The organism is Terrabacter sp. P5_B1, assembly GCF_056400505.1.
The window spans coordinates 1-1,374 of sequence record NZ_JBFULD010000551.1 but is presented as its reverse complement, the minus strand read 5'-3'; the positions used below and the strand labels follow the sequence as shown (position 1 = coordinate 1,374).

The 1,374-nt window shown below is 71.3% G+C and carries 3 protein-coding genes; 1 reads left to right on the top strand and 2 read right to left on the bottom strand.

Annotated features, from left to right (window positions below; genetic code table 11):
- A partial coding sequence (locus AC1DP0_RS21895; RefSeq protein WP_478088691.1) for an SAV_6107 family HEPN domain-containing protein occupies positions 1-233 on the bottom strand: 233 nt, incomplete at its 3' end.
- 34 nt (positions 234-267) lie between these two features.
- Positions 268-672 (bottom strand): DUF6504 family protein, encoded by a 405-nt coding sequence (locus AC1DP0_RS21890; RefSeq protein WP_478088692.1) that lies wholly within the window; start codon positions 670-672, stop codon positions 268-270.
- 506 nt (positions 673-1,178) lie between these two features.
- Here AC1DP0_RS21890 and AC1DP0_RS21885 point away from each other — a divergent pair.
- Positions 1,179-1,374, top strand: a 196-nt coding sequence (locus AC1DP0_RS21885; RefSeq protein WP_478088689.1) for a DUF4126 domain-containing protein, incomplete at its 3' end; no start/stop codon positions are given.

Below are 1,374 nucleotides of genomic sequence, written 5' to 3'. Positions count from 1 at the left end.
GGCGCGACACCGGGCAGCACCTGCCAGACGCTGCGGGGCCGCGCTCGCGGGGTGGGGACGGTCCGGGCCGCGACGAGGGCGGCGGCGGCGCGCAGTGCACCGAGGTGGGCGTCGCGGTAGCGCTCGGAAGCCTCGGTGGTGCGGCAGGCGGACTCGAGCGTCGCCCGGGCCCGCTCGAGCAGGTCGAGCACGGCGACCGAGATGGGTGGGCGGCGCAAGGGGGCGGCGGTCACGGTGGTCTCCTCTCTTTCTCCGAACCGGGAATGGTCAGTCGGCAACCCGGACGAGCGACCACCGGTCGCCGTGCGGGGACTCGTCATGGGCCAGGTCGTAGACCCCGGGCGTGAACGACCAGCCGGGGCTCGCCTCGACGCGCCAGACGTGCTGCTCGCTCGCCGCTGCGACGAGCGTCTCGCCGGGACGCACCTGGGCCTCGTCGGCCTCGAGCGCGTCGCGCCACCACGCCCGTCGTTCGCGCCAGTGCGCGAGGACGCCACGCACGACGTAGAGGCGTCCTCGCCAGATGAACGCCTCGGGCGGCGGCTCGAGGGACCCGACCTGTAGGGGTCCCGGGACCGACTCGGACGTCCCGGCAGTCCGAGCCTGYCGAACCGCTCCTGACTGCTCCCGCTCGCGCACTCTCACCTGCACGGAGTCACTGAACCTACGCACCACGACACGTCTCCCTCGGACACGTCGAGGCCGACATCCCGACCCGGACCACCCGCGCTCCACACGAGCGGCCCGACACCAACCGACGACTGAACTGACAACCTGACTGACCTTCATAGTTCGAACACCTGTTCGATACTCGAAGCCTAACCCCTGCCGCCGACAGGCTGTCAAGACGGTCCACGGGACGTTGCGACCCTGGGGCGAAGCCCGCTCCCCCGGTCCGTTCCGTCCCGATACGGGCCAATCTGAGTAGGTGTGCTCAGGCCGTTGCGTCCCGGGCGTCGGCAGAGTGGGGCCAGCGGGTCCGGTCCGCGAACGGTGAGGTGCAGGGGTTCACTCCGCTCACGGATCGGGCCCCTTCCGCTGCCTGCCCACTGAGCGCGTCCCGTTGCGTGGCCTCCGGGAATGCGGGAGCGTCGGGACGTTGGACCCGTGCTCGGCCGTCCGGCCCAGCAGCAGACGCACCGGCGCGCCAGCGACCGGCGCACGACCGAAGGAGTGTCGTGGGCGCCGAGCTCATCCCCATGGCCTTCACCACCGGGTGGGGCAGCGGAATCAACGCGTACGCGGTCGTGCTCGTCCTGGGACTCGCCGACAAGATCTGGGGCTTCAGCCAGATCCCGAACGCCCTCGCCCGCACCGACGTGCTCATCGGCGCAGCGATCCTCTTCGCGGTCGAGATGCTCGCCGACAAGATCC